Annotated in this window: 16 protein-coding genes; 6 read left to right on the plus strand and 10 right to left on the minus strand. The window is 43.0% G+C overall.

Features of this window, described 5'->3' with window-relative positions; all coding sequences use genetic code 11:
• Positions 1-20: 20 nt before the first annotated feature.
• Positions 21-860 carry an aldo/keto reductase gene (locus C8268_RS19225; RefSeq protein ID WP_106769155.1) on the minus strand — a complete coding sequence of 280 codons (840 nt, stop codon included), beginning with the start codon at positions 858-860 and terminating at the stop codon, positions 21-23.
• 273 nt (positions 861-1133) lie between these two features.
• On the opposite strand from C8268_RS19225, the gene C8268_RS19230 reads away from it, so the two are divergent.
• Positions 1134-2111, plus strand: coding sequence for a ring-cleaving dioxygenase (locus C8268_RS19230; RefSeq protein ID WP_106769156.1), 978 nt, complete (start codon positions 1134-1136; stop codon positions 2109-2111).
• Between the two features lie 73 nt (positions 2112-2184).
• Here C8268_RS19230 and C8268_RS19235 read toward each other — a convergent pair whose 3' ends face one another.
• The 5 genes from C8268_RS19235 to C8268_RS19255 form a co-directional block, all read right to left on the minus strand.
• Positions 2185-3354 (minus strand): acyltransferase, encoded by a 1170-nt coding sequence (locus tag C8268_RS19235; RefSeq protein WP_106769157.1) that lies wholly within the window; start codon positions 3352-3354, stop codon positions 2185-2187.
• Positions 3355-3624: 270 nt separating this feature from the next.
• The gene (locus tag C8268_RS19240) at positions 3625-5700 is read right to left on the minus strand and encodes a serine hydrolase domain-containing protein (protein WP_106769158.1); all 2076 of its coding nucleotides are present in this window, start codon (positions 5698-5700) and stop codon (positions 3625-3627) included.
• 180 nt (positions 5701-5880) lie between these two features.
• On the minus strand, positions 5881-6246 hold the full coding sequence (locus tag C8268_RS19245) for a hypothetical protein (protein WP_234032904.1): 366 nt from the start codon (positions 6244-6246) through the stop codon (positions 5881-5883).
• An 86-nt stretch (positions 6247-6332) separates the two neighbouring features.
• Complete coding sequence (locus tag C8268_RS19250) at positions 6333-6938, minus strand: nitroreductase family protein (protein ID WP_106769160.1); 606 nt, start codon at positions 6936-6938, stop codon at positions 6333-6335.
• A 109-nt stretch (positions 6939-7047) separates the two neighbouring features.
• Complete coding sequence (locus tag C8268_RS19255; protein ID WP_106769161.1) at positions 7048-8442, minus strand: MATE family efflux transporter; 1395 nt, start codon at positions 8440-8442, stop codon at positions 7048-7050.
• 146 nt (positions 8443-8588) lie between these two features.
• On the opposite strand from C8268_RS19255, the gene C8268_RS19260 reads away from it, so the two are divergent.
• The 3 genes from C8268_RS19260 to C8268_RS19265 all read left to right on the plus strand — a co-directional run bounded on the left by C8268_RS19260 (position 8589) and on the right by C8268_RS19265 (position 10170).
• Positions 8589-9452 carry a helix-turn-helix transcriptional regulator gene (locus C8268_RS19260; RefSeq protein WP_106769162.1) on the plus strand — a complete coding sequence of 288 codons (864 nt, stop codon included), beginning with the start codon at positions 8589-8591 and terminating at the stop codon, positions 9450-9452.
• A gap of 129 nt (positions 9453-9581) precedes the next feature.
• Positions 9582-9731: a hypothetical protein gene (locus C8268_RS23000; protein ID WP_199794871.1), complete on the plus strand. Its 150-nt coding sequence runs from the start codon at positions 9582-9584 to the stop codon at positions 9729-9731.
• Between the two features lie 250 nt (positions 9732-9981).
• Entirely contained in the window at positions 9982-10170 is a 189-nt protein-coding gene (locus C8268_RS19265) for a hypothetical protein (RefSeq protein ID WP_106769163.1), read from the plus strand.
• A gap of 326 nt (positions 10171-10496) precedes the next feature.
• On the opposite strand, the gene C8268_RS23005 is transcribed toward C8268_RS19265, so the two are convergent.
• The 4 genes from C8268_RS23005 to C8268_RS19280 all read right to left on the minus strand — a co-directional run bounded on the left by C8268_RS23005 (position 10497) and on the right by C8268_RS19280 (position 12171).
• A complete protein-coding gene (locus C8268_RS23005) occupies positions 10497-10667 on the minus strand; it encodes a hypothetical protein (protein ID WP_199794873.1) in 171 nt (56 codons plus the stop codon).
• A gap of 229 nt (positions 10668-10896) precedes the next feature.
• Positions 10897-11103, minus strand: coding sequence for a cold-shock protein (locus C8268_RS19270; protein WP_106769164.1), 207 nt, complete (start codon positions 11101-11103; stop codon positions 10897-10899).
• Positions 11104-11190: 87 nt separating this feature from the next.
• The gene (locus tag C8268_RS19275; protein ID WP_106769165.1) at positions 11191-11391 is read right to left on the minus strand and encodes a cold-shock protein; all 201 of its coding nucleotides are present in this window, start codon (positions 11389-11391) and stop codon (positions 11191-11193) included.
• Positions 11392-11706: 315 nt separating this feature from the next.
• Entirely contained in the window at positions 11707-12171 is a 465-nt protein-coding gene (locus C8268_RS19280; protein ID WP_106769166.1) for a hypothetical protein, read from the minus strand.
• Between the two features lie 254 nt (positions 12172-12425).
• On the opposite strand from C8268_RS19280, the gene C8268_RS19285 reads away from it, so the two are divergent.
• Positions 12426-15467, plus strand: a complete 3042-nt coding sequence (locus tag C8268_RS19285) for a hybrid sensor histidine kinase/response regulator (RefSeq protein WP_106769167.1) — start codon at positions 12426-12428, stop codon at positions 15465-15467.
• Positions 15468-15646: 179 nt separating this feature from the next.
• Complete coding sequence (locus tag C8268_RS19290; protein WP_106769168.1) at positions 15647-16759, plus strand: GGDEF domain-containing protein; 1113 nt, start codon at positions 15647-15649, stop codon at positions 16757-16759.
• Positions 16760-16861: the final 102 nt, after the last annotated feature.

Here is a 16861-nt window from a genome sequence, read left to right on the forward strand (position 1 = left end):
ATATTTTAAATTTACCTCACTTAAAACAAGAACTCATCCGGGTTCGGACCAAAACGCTTGTTTTCATTCAAAGCATCTATAGCCGCCATATCTTCAGCCGATAGCTCAAAATCGAAAATTCCGGCATTTTCACGAATACGGTGCTCCTTCACGGATTTTGGAATCACGATAATGCCATTCTGAAGATCCCAGCGAAGTATGACTTGGGCTGCTGTTTTTCCATATTTCTCAGCGATTCTGGCAATCACGGGCTGATCCAGATGTCCCTGCATCAGCGGACTCCACGCTTCCAGAACAATATTGTTTTCACGAGCGTATTGAAGCAGTTCCTTCTGAGTGTTCAATGGGTGCAGTTCCACCTGATTCACGGTCGGGACCACACCAGAATCCTCAATGATATCGCGCAGATGATGAATTTGGAAGTTGCTGACACCGATCGAGCGTACGAACCCTTCCTTTTTCAGATGAATCAGCGCTTTCCATGTTTCTTTATACTTATCTTTACCAGGCCAGTGAATGAGGTATAAATCGATGATCTCAAGACCAAGCTTCTTCCGGCTCGTTTCAAATGCCTTTAGCGTTGACTCATACCCTTGGTCTTCATTCCATACCTTCGTTGTAATAAACAGCTCTTCACGCGATACGCCGCACTCGCGAATAGCTTTACCCACGCCTTCCTCATTGCGATAAATAGCCGCGGTATCAATGCTGCGATAGCCGGCTGCAACAGCCGATTTTACGGATTGAATGACTTCTTCGCCTTCCTGAGTTTTGTATACACCTAGACCCAGCCAAGGCATGTTGACGCCGTCATGCAGCGTAGGTCCGTCGGTAAAAGCTTGATTTGCCGGATGTGTCATACGAATCCCTCCTGAACTGAACTTATGTAAATTACTTAAGGTCATTAGACCATAGTTACAGTATAGCAATTCCCTGAAAGACCCTCAAACGAATCCCATCTAATGTGAGTTAAAGCACTTTATCGTTTTAAAATCAAATTTTGGGTTTATTGAAGATTGACGACAATACCAATCCATGATAACATTATCTTAACTTAAAGATATTTAATGTGTAAATAATATTTTGCCGATAAAATGTAAAAACTTAATCATAATAGATGTGGAGGGTTCATCATGAATGGATTAAAAGGAATACACCACGTAACAGCCATTACCAGCAGTGCGGAGAAAAACTATGAGTTTTTCACCTATGTTCTCGGTATGAGACTGGTCAAGAAAACCGTAAATCAGGACGATATCCAGACGTATCACTTATTCTTCGCTGATGATAAGGGCAGTGCAGGAACAGATATGACGTTCTTTGACTTCCCTGGCATCCCTAAAGGAACGCATGGGACAGACGAGATATACAAAACTTCATTCCGCGTGCCAAATGATGCCGCACTGGATTACTGGGTAAAGAGATTTGATCGTCTGAATGTAAAGCATCATGGAATTAAAGAATTATTCGGGAAAAAGACACTGTCTTTCGTTGATTTCGACGACCAGCAGTATCAACTGATCTCGGATGAGGATAACGAGGGGGTCGCTTCCGGAGTGCCTTGGCAAAATGGACCGATACCTTTAGAGCATGCAATCACGGGACTAGGGCCGATTTTCGTACGTGTGTCCAACTTTGAAAACTTCAAACAAATGATGGAAAAGGTACTGATGTTTAAAGAAATCGACAAAGAGGGTTCCCTCCATCTGTTTGAAGTTGGCGAAGGCGGCAACGGAGCACAGGTTATCGTTGAATATAATGCTGTTCTTCCTAGAGCACAGCAAGGCTTCGGTACGGTACACCATGCCGCCTTCCGCGTAGAAGATCGCTCTGTTTTGGAGGAATGGATTGATCGACTGGACAGCTTCCAGCTTCGCAATTCTGGATATGTGAACCGCTACTTCTTCGAATCCTTATATGCAAGAGTCGCGCCGCAAATCCTGTTTGAATTCGCTACCGATGGACCAGGCTTTATGGGAGATGAGCCATATGAAACGCTTGGCGAGAAATTATCCCTGCCTCCATTCCTGGAAGGGAAACGCAAGGAAATTGAAAGCATGGTCCGGCCAATTGATACGGTTCGCAGTACAAAACAGTTTGTAAAAGAATGATTGGATTTAAAAAAACTTCGGATCTGCCTGATCGGCAAATCCGAAGTTCATTTTTTTATATACAGCTTTTCGACTATACAGAAACTCCTTTTTCCGTGGTAACACGTGGTTTGCGCTTCGCAGGCGGCACTTTACCAAAGATGATCCAGGACTTCGGCATCCAGCGTACGGTTAAAGATACGACTACCCAGGACGCTGCAAGAGCCAGCGCGAACCCTCCCAGGTACCACAAGTGAACAAGAGGCGAGAAGCCTGTTTTCGGCGGGTACTCCCGGTATACCAGTAAAAAGAACGGATGAATAAGATAAATACCAAATGAAAGCTCTCCAAGCCTTGTCATAAATTTCTTTAACCATGGCCATCCATGTCGGAGTATCAGATTCGCAACCTGTATGCCTACCAACCCTGCCGTAATCGTCTGCGCATTCCATAGGAAGTGATACAGCAGAGAATCATATTTCGCACCATACAAGCGGGCGGTATGATACACGTACACATGGGCGAAAGAGGCTATCAGCCAGACCACCCACAGCACAACCCAGCCTGTGAGACGGGATGCTGTTACATTTTCCTTTTGGATCTGGAACCACGCCTTCAGCTTCGGATAATAAATTCCCAGAGCTGCTCCAAGCATCAAGTAAGACATATAGTGAAATGCCCAGCTGGCAGGTCTATCCGTAAACGTGAAATTTTTATTCAGAATAATAAATGCATATTGAATGATGAATCCGGCAGGCACAGCCCATTTTACAAGACTTGGAAAACGTTTAAACAGCCAAAGAAGCAGCGGAAACATCAAGTAAAATTGAATACTAATAAATATAAAGTACAGATGCGTATAGGCTTTCCCCGTAAACAGCTGAACTATGAACTTCTCCATAGCCTCTTGTAAAGAACGATCCTGATAGTACATGAAATGTAATATTAAAAAGTAAAACACCGAAAATAATACATAAGGAACGATGATATACTGTAATCTTTTCTTGTAAAAATTACTGACTAACTTTTTGTCCAGCGGACGCGAAAAATAACTGTAGAACAACACGAAGCTGCTCAAAAATAAAAATACAGGCGTACCGATCTTCATAAAAATATTAAAAAAACTATACAAAAAGTAAAAATTCGATTCCTTCATATTCACCGTTGCGAACGATGTAGCGTGTACAGACAATACACCGATAATCGCCATAGCTCTAACCAGTGAAATTTCGGATAAGTTGCCTCTGACGGCTCCTTTACTCATTATTGCTTTTCCCCTCTCCTGTTTCCATCCATCTCTATAGTATACGATAAACGCCTGCCAAAACGAATAGAAATATATTGAATCTACTGAAATGAGCCAATTAAATAATAGTATCAATATATGATTGTTTGCAAGCTAATTACGAAATGCCGCTCCAATAATATATTATAGATGAAATCAGAAAAAAGCTCATTCCTCCCGACATACAGGGTGGAACAAGCTTTTCCTACAAAGTATAAGAATAATGTTCAAATAAGTGCTGTCTTCAAGTTATTTCAAAGTAATTTCGAAAGAGGAGCCTGGGTCACCAGCGAATACAATCACGCCATCTTCAGGCAGCTTTACTTTATTATTACCGCTGACTACAGTGAAGTTCGTACACAATCCTTGCCCATCATATACTGCAAAAGCACCGTTTTCCGGCATATCTACTGTCATCGTTTTGCCGACAGCCTTGTTCGGAACCGTATACCACTTGGCATGCCCCTCTTTGTTCAGGGTAACTGTAGACTGTTTTCCTTTATAAAGCGATTTAATCTGTTCTTCGCTTACATACAAGGCTCCTGCAGCCTCAAAATACTCTACCCCTCCCTTTGTGTAAAAGCGATGCTCAAATGTATCTCTACCCATCATCCCCGGGATTTGAATGTGGCTCGCTGTCGTGTCCGGCCCGGTTATTTTTTTGTCTAACAGATAGCCAGGCAGCGCCTCTGTACGGCTGATTTGCAATGTCGGTTTCATGATAAAATACATTACAGAAGTGTACTTTTCGTTTAAAGGATAATACGTTTTGCCTTCTCGTTTTTCCCATGCTTTTGCCGATTCTTCTGATATGGTATGTTCCTCTAACTTCTCAGCCATGTAGTGAGATAAAGCCTGTTGCCCAAGATCCGGAATGGTCAAATAATCATTGGACCATAAATAGGTGCGTCCATTCTTCTCCGTCACAAAGCGGAGTTTCGAACTGCCCTCCTGATTAACAAACGATCCATCAGAAGTATAAACATATTCCTGCCCTGGAGTGTCTGGTGCGAGCGGCGTTGACAAGGTCAGTTCGCCGTTTTCCCGGATGGCAATCTCAAACTGTGAGTTTAAAGAGCCGTAGTAACCTGCGTGTTTCATGACGTCTTTCGGCATATCAGCCTTGACTGGTTGACCAAATGATTTCGCTGGCTTAATCTCCTGAATGATCTCCTTCTCTTTCAACGCTTGAAGCAGCATCTCAGTTGCAAGCATCTGATTCAATGAGCTGGAACCTCCTGACGATAATACGGCTGCAGCCATGTTCTGCTCCGGAAGGACAATGAGAGAAGCATGGTACATCGTCGTGTCTCCGCCTTTGGTCAAAGCTTTTATTCCATAGTCGTTAAAAGGAAACAGCCTTACACTGTCCCAACCCAGTCCATAATCGAACGAATTATCTGCTTCTTCGGGCCACAGTCCCTTTTTATATTCTGCCTGTTCCATCGCCCGCACTGACTGAGCCGAGAGGATATCGTCCACTTGTCCTGTAAATATTTGCGAGAATCGGACCAGATCCTCAGCCGTAGAATAAACTCCACCGGTACCAATCACATTGGTCGTCTCAATCGGAAGCTGTCCTTGATACACAGGATAGTAAAGCGCCGCCATTTGATCGGATTCCAGTTCATCCTGTGAGGTCTTGGTGTGCTTCATTCCTAATGGCTTCATAAAATGCTGATGAAGGAATGCCGTGAAATCCCTCCCGCTTACTCTCTCCACCAAAATTTCAGCTAGCGTAAATCCATCGTTGCTATAAACAGAAAACGCTCCCGGATCAGCTTTCAAAGTTTGCACAGACAGTTGCTTTAACAGCGTGTCATGCGCAAAAGTGTCATTGTCTTCGAACAAAAATGCATTTCTAAAGCTGGACCCGTGCAGGCCTGAGGAATGATTCAACAGCATACGCGGGGTAATCTGTTTGTAGCGCTCATCCTTCATTGTAAAATCGGGTATGTATTGAACCAGAGGGGAATCCAGATTGATTTTCCCTTCCTGAACCAATTTCATAACGGCAGCAGCTGTAAACACTTTACTCGTTGATCCGATGCCATACATTGTATCCTTCGTCAGCGGCTTCTTCCCTTCCATATCATTGAGGCCCGCCTGACCTGATACGGTTATAGTTCCGTTATCGATCAATGCATATTGAACACTTGTCGTCCCATACTTTTCCGTGAGAAGTGCCGCTTTCTCCGCAGCGATCTTACTCAGGTCCTGACTGGTGCCAGCTTCTTTGCCGCCCGCGGACGCCATAACCGTTGTCGGAACAAGCAGCACCAGTACCAATGCAACGGTCAGTATCCACGATAACCTTTTCTTCATTTAATCTCCTCCTTGGTTTCATGAGTCTACGTATAGTACGATTTACCAGTTGATTTGGTTCAAATATTTATTTTCTTAGACTTTATATCAAAAAAAGAACTGACAAAAACGGCATATCATTGTCCCGTTTCTGGTCAGTTCTTTCCTAAGGCGTACTATTCAAATATAACTCTCTATCGTTCAATTTCGGCGCTTGTGAATACCTAATATGAGTAGACCACAGGCTGCCATAAACAAATAAGGACCGCTGGAAGCAGCATTGAAGGTGGAACCGAGAACATTCACCGTTTTGGACATCACATAAATCATGGTAAGTATGATAGCGACTATAGCCATCAAATTCCCGACCACCTTGTTCATCTGCTTTTCACGAAGGACGATCCATAATGGATAAAGAAACAACAGTATGAAAAATACGGCTCCTTGACTAAATCCATTCTGAGAAACGTACCCGGCATCCACCCATTTGAAGAAAAATGAAATGATTGCTGCACATGTAGCGATCACAATCATCTTGCTACCCATATCCCATTTCTTGAAATTCAATGAAATCTAATCCCCCTATGTATGTCCTGATCGTTCAATTCGTCATTCTTCGACAAACACAGGTCTATTATACTGCAAAAATGAAATTAATGTTCCAGTAAATCATTCAGACTTTTGATCGGCTCGTTCACCCATACTGTCTTAGTGATGGCATCCTCACGCTTGCCCTGCTTGGGCTCCATATCGGGAACGCCGAGATAAATAAATCCAAGCATTTTATCCTTCTCCCGAAGACCGAATGCTTTATTCATCAGCGGATGGAAACAAGGATCACCGGTTCTCCAAATCGCACCCAAATCCAGAGCGTGAGCCTGCAACAGCATATTTTGAATCGCTGCAAAAACAGCACCATATTCCTCAAGTTCAATCACCTTAGGATCGTCGGAAGGAACAACAGCCACACCGATGATCACTGGTGAACGCAGCGCTTTTCTCTGTGCCGCTTCACGTAAAGCAGTCACTTCCTCTTTCGACTTCTCGCTTGCCTTGCTTTCGGCAACATCAGCCAGTACATTCCCTAAAAGCTCACGGCCTCCTTCTCTCATCACAAAAAAGCGCCACGGCTCTGTATGCTTATGGTTCGGGGCCCACGTCCCCGCTTCTAAAATCTGTTCAATGCTTTCCTGCGGTACCGGGTCTTGCTTGACTTTCCCCATGCTGCGGCGCGTACGTATCGCTTCAGTAACATTCATCACGTTTCCCCTCCTGAAATCATAAAACTTTGTATCCTTTATGACCCATTTTAGCAGAAAAGCTTACGGCAAAGTTGAATATCAGGAGGAATGATGAGCTATTAACAATTTATGCGTTCGCGGGAACAGCAGATTCTTCCGAATCTTTAAGCATACCTGAGCGCTGTGCCATTTCCGCCTTTCGAAGTACCTTCTGACCACGCCAGCGCAAAAATGAGAGCAGCCCGCGCACATATTCATCTGCAATCATACATAAGTAAATTCCGACCAGGCCCCAGCCGTAATGGATACCGAGCACATAAGACAGGCCTGTAGCGATCAGCCACATCGATCCAAGTGAAATATACATCGTAAACCGAGTATCTCCCAGCGCATTTAGCGCATTTCCAAGAGTCATGTTCAACAGCTTGCCAGGCTGTAAAATCAGATTTAAGCCGAGCAGTGAAACACCGATCATAATAATTTCGGAATCTTTCGTAAATAATCCGAGAATCTGTGCACCGAATACGTAAATTAACAGCGCGTTCACTCCAACAAAAATCCCTCCGATCCCAAGGGCGCGGTATGCTGCTTTATACGCTTCTCTCGTTTTCCCCGCTCCATACAGATGCGCAATCTGGATCTGGGCGCCCATCGCAATGGACATGCCCAGCAGGAAACACATAGACTCAAGCGTATTCATATATGTGCGTGCTGCCAGCTCCGTTGGTCCGATCGTAGCGATGAACGTGTATATGATAAGCTGTGAAAAAACCCAGCAGGACGTATTAATACCGAGAGGCCAGCCAATGTCCAATATCTCTTTAAACAACGATTTATCGAATATACGAAATTCACGGAAGCGTATCGGATAGTCGAAGGAACGAAGAAACATTAACATCAGCATCACTACAGCCAACATCCGACTAGTCACCGTTGAAATCGCCACGCCGGTCAATCCCCACTGCGGCAAACCGAAGGCTCCAAATATAAAACCGTAGTTGAGAAACACGTGAATAACGTTCATCCCGATGGCAACGTACATCGGCCCTTTGGTATTGCCTGTATTCCGTATGACCGTGCTCATCGTGGACATCATCGCAATCAGAATCATCCCTCCGCCAACGATAGAAACATACGTGCCTGCCAGCGGCAATAACCGATCCGGAAGCTGGAGGACTGAAGAGATCTGAGTAGGAAACATATATAGAACAACACTAAGCAACACGCCGATCAACGTGCTGACGCTCAGTGCCATAATTCCAATTTTCCGAGCCTCGAGAGGTTTACGGGACCCCAGCTTTTGAGCGATCAGAATACCAGCCCCGCTTGCGACCATGGTGAACAGCGTTGTCATCGCTTGAAACAACTGATTGGAAAACCCAACCACGGCGACCGCATCATCCGATATCCGGCTAACCATCAGCGTATCTACCGCACCGAGCAAAAATTGAAGAAACAATTCGATAAAAATGGGCCAGACCAAAACCCATAAGGCAAATTTACTTTTTTCTTTATCCAACATTCAAACCTCCAACATTATTGACGAGCTAAACGAATATTCAGTACAATCACTTGCAACAGCATTTAATTATAGATGATATGCTGATTTTTAGATATCACTTTATGAACGTGAACTTATAAAATTCAAACTTGGAAAGGAGCCCTCAGATGACTGTTCTTCACTTTACCATCCCTCCGCTTCCTGAATACATTATTAGCGGGGTGTATGAAGCTTCCGTAGGGGATCGACATCCCAACCGGCGAAATATCGGTATATTTGATTTGATTATCGTCCGAAAAGGCTGCTTATTTATCACAGAGAACGGACGTCCGTTCGATATCGTCGCTGGATCATTCCTAATTTTGCGGCCGGATACACACCATTTTCCGACGCAAGGCTGTACGGAGGACACAATCCATTATTGGCTGCATTTTCAGACGTCCGGCGGATGGCTTTCGGATGAGCAGGGCTTGGCTCCCAAGAAGGAGGAGTCGCTTGAGCTTCAGCCATTTTCACCTAACTACTTTACAGTCCGGGTTCCTCAGTTTGGTATGTTGCCGCAGCCACAAAAAGCTTATGATCTGCTGGATTCTCTTACTGCGCTTGTCCAACACGGACATCGTAACCAGTCACTGTGGAGACAACAGCTTCTATTTCAAGGAGTATTCGAGCAGCTTATCGCCGCACTCGACACTCCAGTGTCTTCTCCCTCTTCTTCCTGCGCAGAGCAGGCAGCCGCTTATTTGCGAAAGCATTACCGGGAAGAATTTAAAGCTCAAAAGCTTGGTGAAAGCATTAACTTCCACCCCGTGTATATCGCACGCTGCATGCAAAAAGAATTTGGCTGCTCTCCAGTAGAGTATTTGCAGCGCTACCGGATTGAACAAGCCAAGCTGCTGCTGCTTCAAACCAACCTGACAGTGAGCCAGGTTGCTGAGGATGTCGGTTTTAACCACGCCGCTTATTTCACCTCCTGCTTCGCCAAACAGGAAGGAATCTCTCCGCGTAAATATCGTCAACGTTTTTTATAATTCAACTTGCAATCCAGCCGGGAGCCATTATAATAAAGATATATATGATAATGATTATCATTACCGGCAGAGTGAGAATGCAATGAGAATTTGAATCGAAACACCACATATAAAGGAGAAGCCGAACCTATGAAATCTAACCTCCGACGTACCAACCTCCAGATCGACGATTATTTGGACCTGTTGAATCTTGCCATCCAGCTTGGCGATGTGAAATGGCAGAAGGAAATTAGACGCAAGATGGAATTGATGCTGTCTTTACTGGAAACAGCTCAATAAAGCGACATGATTGAAATCCCTTTACTTGGAATATTCACATTTTCATCCTATAAATAAGACACCGTATTATTCATCCCGCTAAAGACGTTTTGGCGATATGAATTTATACGGTGTCTTTTTCGCAAATTATACTGACGGTGAAGTATATAATGGTATATCAAGTAACAGCAGGCATCTCAAGTTTTTTTGTATAACAAACATTTGTATGGTAAAATTTAGATATAAAAACAACAACAGGGGGTGTTGTTCGATGGTTATGGGCCCTGAACATTTGGATCTCATTGAACAAGACGTATCTGAAAGGAAATGTGACGAAAAGCAAAAAGGGCTGTTACAACGAGGATTGTTTAGTGACATGCTGACGACGCTGGCCGCTACAGGTGTTTTTATCGTTATCGCTGTTATATTTGGATTTATTATGTATCATTTAAGGTATTAACTAGACATGTTTTCATTCATTAATGAAGACAACCCGCTCTCAATGTATGCCCGGTCCGTGTTCAGGGCTGTCCTTGTGAGCGGGTTGTTTTTTCGCTAATACGATGATTCATTGCAGATCAGCAGGGATTGAACTTCCATGAACACACTTCCTTTGTCCAGTAGATCATGATATAAATCACATTAGCTGCATTTTCATAGATTACATGTTTTATACACTAATGTGAAGAGCCGCATAACAAAGAGGCGTGAACTGCGGATGCCCCCGCATGTTCACGCCTCTTGTATAATCAAACAACCATCGGTTACCAAGATAACTCCAAACCCTTACTTCTTATAGACTTCGATGTTCTCATGCTTGCTCTCATGCTCGAGTTGGAATTTCTCCCTCATCAGCTTCTGCATGATAAACTTTTCCTGGTTGTTCAAACCTTCCTGATTTTGCTGCATAATCATGTTGTCAATGTTGCGCTTAAGCACCTCGTTATGCGTATTCAATACGGTTCACTCCTTTTGGAATTTATGCGCTTCTCGCAATTTCACATGCCCAGTCGTCTTAATGATGGGACATTTATTACTAACCAGCCCCATCATATTTAAACATCAGACATGATATGAAGATTGCGAAAGTTCGTACATCTTCGAAAAGAAACGACCGTAACCCCTTATGGTTCTAAGCCGCTATTTCCGTCGAATCAGGCATCCGAAGAAACACACCTCATATGAACTAGCGTTTCTTCTTGTTATTCGAATTGACGAGCAAAGGCAGCATTCTCGTTTCCTTGACCATTGGAGATTGACACAACATACAATCCGGTTCGATCTCAAATGCGAAGTCATCGCGTATCCAGCCCTTGCAATCTTTGTTCGTACATGACCATACCTCGGTCATTTCCTCAGGTATGCTTTCCGCAGCATTTTTACGTGAATACATGAACACTCCTCCTCCTTGTCCTCGCCTTCAGAATATAAACAAAGCTGCCCTTAATGTCTCACATTAAGGGCAGCTAGCCTTTAGAACTTACAGTTTTACAACGTTTTCAGCTTGTGGTCCACGGTTTCCTTCAACGATGTTGAATTCAACGCGTTGTCCTTCGTCCAACGTTTTGAAGCCTTCGCCTTGAATCGCGCTGAAGTGAACGAATACATCGTTTCCGCCTTCAACTTCGATAAATCCGAAGCCCTTCTCTGCATTAAACCATTTAACAGTTCCTGTTTGCATGGGGATGACCTCCTTGGAGATTATTTACATGACCTTTTTTTACTTCGTAGACGAATAAAAAAATTCACATATTGTACAAGGTTACCGGAAATTACAACCCTCTACAATATGTGAATTCAGGTCGCTTTCGATACTCCTATATTATCATAATTCAAGTTCTTTGGCAATTGCTGTGGTTTATATTTTCGAAACAAATGTTTTGAAAAAATTCTGGATCAAGCTCTAATATTATACTATGCAAAAAACAGCTAAAATATAACATCCTGCAAAAATTATCCCATAGCCCGCAGCTCCCCTATTTGAGGAGCTTCCTGATTACTCCAGCAATTCAGCAAGCGTCTCTTTCCATCTCTGAATCACATCTGACGGATTCTTGAGCGTTATGGTCACGCCGGAGTTAATATCCGCGTATTTGGCAACATCTTCTTTCACCGCAGTGACCTCGGCTGCAAAACGTACACGCGGATGCAAAGCTTGAGGAAGCTCTGGCAATCGGGTCAGACTAAGTCTTACATAATGAGCTGCACCGTTATGAAAAGCAACAAGTTGGGCCTGACCCATGCGAAGAATGTTAGTGGTTGTCACTGTTCCTGGCCAGAGCGACAGTCGCATTTTTGCCTGATCTAAAGCGACAACCTCTCCTACACTAACCATAGCGGTATGCGGCCAGTGATCCTCCGTTACCGTCAAGAGCATCATAGCTACATGCTGCTTCTCATCCAAGTCCTGTCCATTTAACAGCTCGTACAATGAAAAAGATATCTCCGTTTGTTTAAACATGTCCAATCTCCCTTTCTTTAACCCTAATGGAATGGAATAAAAGCAAATAAGCATTGGTACGGCGGCATAGAGTTCAGTATACTAAAAGAGTAATTGAAGCCGTGCCCTCTTCATTTTTAAACTTCCATACAATGTTTTATATAGAGCGCTGCTGGGTAGGCAGCGCTCTTATTAGGATTAAATTATGCGTTACTTATCTCTTATCAATATACTGCGTATAACATGGCATTAAAACTCTTGAAAGGGATTTAGATATGACGGACTCAAAAAGAAATCGATGGAAATACATTTTGATCCTTATCCTACTCATGATCTTATTAACCATTTTTCGTTTGTTGTGGCTTGCATACCATGATCCACCGCCTCATCCTGCCGCTCAAAACGGACTTTTAGATCTCCGGGGATACAATTTGGAAGATAACCCCGTCATTAACCTTGATGGAGAGTGGGATTTTTATCCAGAACAGCTCGTGAGTCCTCAAACCTTGAATTCAGATGCCGAGGGCACTCGAAAAATACCCAAAGCTGCAGATGAAACTTCAACCCGTCAATTCGGAACCTATCACTTGAAAATTGTTATGAATGAACATTCAGATGAAGTATTTTCTATACGTATACCATCAACGAACACGGCGTCTGCGCTATACATAAACGATCAGTTTAAAGGCGGATCAGGTACTGTATCTGATAACAAGGAAGATCATGTAGGCAAAGGGAACCCTTATGTTGTTTCATTCTCTGTCGAAAACAATGAAATCGATATCGTTTTGCATATTTCGAACTTTGACACCTCTTATGGAATTGCGGTGAAGAACCCAATTAAATTCGGTTCATCTGAAGCGATGGCAAAGAAGCAAAATTTTGAGCATATCTTATTGATCGGCATGGTAGTCATTCTTTTTCTTCATAGTCTCTACTGTGTCCTGATATATGTGTTTATTCACCGAAACAAAATTTTTCTTATCTTCGCAGTAGGCTTTTTGCTTCCGGCTACGGACGAGCTGATTACGTATAACAGTTCTACAATGGAATGGCTGCATTTTAACTACGAATGGTCATTTAAATTTAAAGAGCTGATTTACCTCGGAGCTGCATTGTTTCTGGTACAGATCATGAGTGTTTTGTTGACCAATTTCAGGTCATATAGACGTTTACGCTGGTTCGTTATCTGCTACGGAATCAGTGCATTGCTCATTGTAATTTTGCCACTGCGCTATTTGTTGCAGATCGACATTATCTTTTTCATTCTTTATACGATATCTTTTCTTTCCGTTGCTTCTCTAGCGTTGAAAGAATATTTTCAATACAATAATGAGTCTTTTTTCATCGCTGTCGTCATAATAGGCACAACTTCAGGCATTCTTTGGGGGCTGATCAAGGAGCTATTTGACCTGGAGATCCCTTTCTATCCCTTTGATTATTTATGCGCTATTTTGGGATTGGCCGTTTTCTGGTTCAAGCGCTTTTACCGGCAGAGCCGGCAGGTTGCAGAACTCGTTGATGAGCTGAAGCGAGCGGATCAATTAAAGGATGATTTTTTAACTAGCAGTACACGGAAAATTTGGAACCCGTTAAACAAGATGACTACCATTGCACAAACGTTATACGACCGAGACAACAGCTCCATGACGAATAAATATAAAAGTGACCTAAAGTACATTATTAATATAGGAAGAAGCATGTCCTTCGCACTGAATGATTTGCTTGATTTTACACGCTTAAAAGAGCAAATGATACAAATCCACCCGAAAAGCATCAATTTACATGCGGTGATCGCCAGTGTGTTTGATATGCTGAAATATTCAGCTGAGGGCAACCAAACTGAATTAACATCTGCGATTCCAGCCCATTTACCGAATGTTTGGGCAGATGAAAGCCGGCTTGTTCAAATTTTTTTCAATATCTTGGGAAGTGCCATGAAATGTACTTATTCCGGTAAAATCATCGTACACGCCAAGGTGAATGATCACATGGCCGTTATTTATGTGCAGGAAACGGGAGCCTTGATGGATAAGGAAGCCCGTGAAAAGTTAAAAGCTGCTTGTAGCGAAGGTTTTCAAGATGATGAGGCTTTGGAATTAGGGTTAAAGGTTTCTGAAAGACTGATTGAACTGCATGGAGGCAGCCTAAAGCTTAAGTCTGAAGCAGGCTTGGAAACCCAATTTATTATTACCCTTCCCCTGGCCAGCAAACAAGAGCAGCCGGATAACGAACTTGAATTTAGCCCGGCAGAGAGCACTGATAAGGCAAAAGAGAGTAAAAAAGAAAATTCGGTTTCTTCTAAAACACGTCATATTCTAGTGGTAGACGATGACCCCAGCAATTTAGTCATGATCAGCCGAATTTTCCCATCAGATCAATACAGGGTCGCAACCGTAACCAGCGGTACAGAGGCGTTGAAGTTATTAAATGCCGAGGAATGGGATTTATTCATCATAGATGTAACGATGCCATTTATGTCAGGCTATGAATTAACAGAGCTGATCAGGGAGCGTTATTCCATCATTGAGCTTCCTATTTTGTTGCTGACATCGAGAAACTATACGGAGGACATCAATGTCGGTTTTACGCTAGGGGCAAATGATTACGTTGCAAAACCGATCAATGCGCTTGAGCTGAAGTCCCGCAGTATAGCACTGATTCATTTAAAACAGTCGATTATTGAAAAACACTATATGGAGTCAGCGTGGCTTCAGGCACAAATTCGGCCCCATTTTTTATTTAACACATTAAATGCGATTTCCTCTTTAAGTACAATAGATTCCGACAGGATGGACATTTTGTTGGAAAAGTTCGGGGAGTATTTGTACGGCAGCTTTAAAGAAGAAAATTTAAAACAAGTGATCCCCATTGAAAATGAGCTTAATCTCGTAAAATCGTATTTGTATATAGAAAGCGAAAGATTTGGGGACCGCATCCAGATTAAATGGGAAGTCGATGAGCATATAGATATAGAAATCCCGCCGCTTTCAATTCAGACGCTCGTAGAGAATGCGGTTCGTCATGGGATTCTTAATAAAGGCTCCAGTGGAACCATCTGTATAAGAATCGCAGATAACAAGGAATACACCAAAATACAAATTATAGATGATGGTGTAGGCATGGAACAGGAACAAATAAGCAAAATATATGATGATAGCAACACGGTTGGACAAGGTATTGGCCTAGTAAATACGAATAGACGACTTAAGCGATTATACGGTACAGGCTTGAAAATCAAGAGCACACCTAATATGGGCACAACGGTAGAATTCATTATCCCCAAAAATGCAGCATCCTCATCACTGTACGCATAAGGATGACAAACGATTCGCAGGGGTGTCTTTAAGTGAGTCCTTGTGACTAGGGACACCCCTGCAAAATGTATAGATTATTCTCAGACGCTATATTACAATAAATATAAGCAACAGGATCATTTTTCAATAAATAACCATTTGTTTTCATTAACCGAGCAGCAAGGGTGGTGAGATCAACAATGAGCGAGGTTCAGTGGAAGGATGACCGTCGTACCGTATGGAATCGCAAAATTTTGAATTTTTATTGGGCAGTCGTCCTTATTTCCCTGTTTGTGGAGCTTGCAACCTTGTTCATCGCGTCACGCTATCAAACATTCGGTGAGGACAAAATCCTCGTTGAAACGATGATCCCCTTCACGCTTCAGCTTATCATTGTGGGAAGCTGTGAGTTTGTTATCCGACAGTTGAAAAGAGAAAGTCCTTACCTCATAATCTTGACCGGCACTGCCCTCTCAACCATCTTGATCATTTTCAACGAAACGGTGGACGGAATTAAGTATTTGCTCCTGCTCCCCATGATTATATCCCTGTTCTTCGATAAACAGCGAAAACTCGTTTTTGCACTCGCTACCAATGCTATCGTTATTGCAGCATTCTATACATTCAACCCGGAATTGCTTAAATTAGACAACACTTACGGATTGCTGTCTTATACATTGGTTATGCTGGGGGCTTTTTTTATTCTGTACAATCTCCTGAAACGGGGAAAAGAAATTACCAATCACTTGAGCAAATCCATAAAATCGGAGCAAGATATGCTGATTCGTTCCGTAATCATGGACCGGCAGACGAAGTTTGATGCACTGACCGATTTGTACAATCATAAAACGTTTCATGAGTATCTGGATCATCTGCTGATTCAAAGTGATAAGTATGAACTTTCACTGCAACTGGCGATCATCGACATCGATAATTTCAAACATGTAAACGATACATATGGACATGCTGTAGGGGATGTGATCCTGAGACGCGTATCCGGGGTGATAAAAGAATCGATATTGTCACCAGACGATATTACAGCAAGATATGGCGGGGAAGAATTCGCCGTCATTTTTACGGACAAGACCTTGGAGCAAGCGTACGGTACGATCGAACAGATCCGTACACAGATCGGAGCAAAGCGACACCCGGAAATGAACGACAAGACTGTGACGGTCAGCATTGGTCTTGCCTCTTACCGTTATGGTTCAGGCAAAGCCGCGATTTTCTCGGAAGCCGATTCTTTGCTCTACGCAGCCAAACGCAGCGGCAAAAACCAGACCATCACAGAATTGCAAGATACAGCTGTGTAATCCGCAAGGTGACCCTCGACTTCAGAGGACATGCTTGCGGATTTTTTAACGTTGATCCCTCTGGTGCAACCATTTAAATGCAATTCCCGTCAAAAGAGATAA

Source organism: Paenibacillus faecalis (genome assembly GCF_900289175.1).
Classification (GTDB): Bacteria; Bacillota; Bacilli; order Paenibacillales; family Paenibacillaceae; genus Paenibacillus_AQ; species Paenibacillus_AQ faecalis.

Coding starts and splice junctions, on each gene's coding strand:
- C8268_RS19235 (WP_106769157.1), bottom strand. CDS start 3,354: ATGAGTAAAGGAGCCGTCAGAGGCAACTTATCCGAAATTTCACTGGTT.
- C8268_RS19230 (WP_106769156.1), top strand. CDS start 1,134: ATGAATGGATTAAAAGGAATACACCACGTAACAGCCATTACCAGCAGT.
- C8268_RS19270 (WP_106769164.1), bottom strand. CDS start 11,103: ATGTATTCACGTAAAAATGCTGCGGAAAGCATACCTGAGGAAATGACC.
- C8268_RS19250 (WP_106769160.1), bottom strand. CDS start 6,938: ATGAATGTTACTGAAGCGATACGTACGCGCCGCAGCATGGGGAAAGTC.
- C8268_RS19260 (WP_106769162.1), top strand. CDS start 8,589: ATGACTGTTCTTCACTTTACCATCCCTCCGCTTCCTGAATACATTATT.
- C8268_RS19265 (WP_106769163.1), top strand. CDS start 9,982: ATGGTTATGGGCCCTGAACATTTGGATCTCATTGAACAAGACGTATCT.
- C8268_RS19240 (WP_106769158.1), bottom strand. CDS start 5,700: ATGAAGAAAAGGTTATCGTGGATACTGACCGTTGCATTGGTACTGGTG.
- C8268_RS19225 (WP_106769155.1), bottom strand. CDS start 860: ATGACACATCCGGCAAATCAAGCTTTTACCGACGGACCTACGCTGCAT.
- C8268_RS19255 (WP_106769161.1), bottom strand. CDS start 8,442: ATGTTGGATAAAGAAAAAAGTAAATTTGCCTTATGGGTTTTGGTCTGG.
- C8268_RS19275 (WP_106769165.1), bottom strand. CDS start 11,391: ATGCAAACAGGAACTGTTAAATGGTTTAATGCAGAGAAGGGCTTCGGA.
- C8268_RS23000 (WP_199794871.1), top strand. CDS start 9,582: ATGAAATCTAACCTCCGACGTACCAACCTCCAGATCGACGATTATTTG.
- C8268_RS19280 (WP_106769166.1), bottom strand. CDS start 12,171: ATGTTTAAACAAACGGAGATATCTTTTTCATTGTACGAGCTGTTAAAT.
- C8268_RS19290 (WP_106769168.1), top strand. CDS start 15,647: ATGAGCGAGGTTCAGTGGAAGGATGACCGTCGTACCGTATGGAATCGC.
- C8268_RS19285 (WP_106769167.1), top strand. CDS start 12,426: ATGACGGACTCAAAAAGAAATCGATGGAAATACATTTTGATCCTTATC.